This window comes from Neoluteolibacter marinus (assembly GCF_014904755.1).
Taxonomy (GTDB): domain Bacteria; phylum Verrucomicrobiota; class Verrucomicrobiia; order Verrucomicrobiales; family Akkermansiaceae; genus Haloferula; species Haloferula marina.
Genome location: NZ_JACZFQ010000244.1, coordinates 1 through 672, shown reverse-complemented (window position 1 = coordinate 672; position 672 = coordinate 1). Strand labels below are relative to the sequence as shown.

Annotated in this window: 1 pseudogene; it reads right to left on the bottom strand. The window is 66.7% G+C overall.

The features are described from left to right. Positions 1 to 672: pseudogene (locus IG178_RS24680) on the bottom strand (conjugal transfer protein TrbL); the annotation flags it as partial.

The window sequence follows — 672 nt, the reverse complement described above, 5'->3', positions numbered from 1 at the left end:
AGCGCGATCACGAACGCGGCCCACTTGCCGATCCACCCCTTGGTGGCATCCCACGAGGCGCCGGCGAACGCGATCGGCGCGAGCACGAGTCCGACCAGCAGCAGCGCCTTGCGGATCAGCAGCGAGAACCAGACGATGAAGACTGCGGCGATCATCAGCCCGGCCAGGAAGATCGTGACGATCGCGCCGACACCGGGAGCGGCGATGTTGATGCCGGTCAATCCGGCGGCGAGCAGGATGATCTTGTCACCCATCGTCTCGGTGGTCTCCCCGGACGCCTGGATGATGCCGATGCAGAGCTGGTCCACGATCTCCAGCGCGAGGGCGGTCAGCGTGACCACGACGAACGCGCCGAGCACCGATTTCGCCGCGCCGAGCGCGGCCCGGGACAGGGCGGTCGGATCACGCTTGATGAGTCCGGTGATGAGTTGCAGGCAGAAGAAGATCAGCACCAGGAACACGCCGATGCCGAAGATCAGGTTGTAGACGCGGGTGAACCCATCGGTCTGGACATCGACCAGGGTGGTCGTGTCGAACACCGCCCACATCGCCTCGATCAGCCAGCCGGCCGCGCCGCCCATCGCTTGGGCGAGCCAGTCGAACGGGGCCGCCACGACCGTCGCGGCAGCCTCCCCGGCCACATCGCATACCGAGGAGATGACCGGCACATCG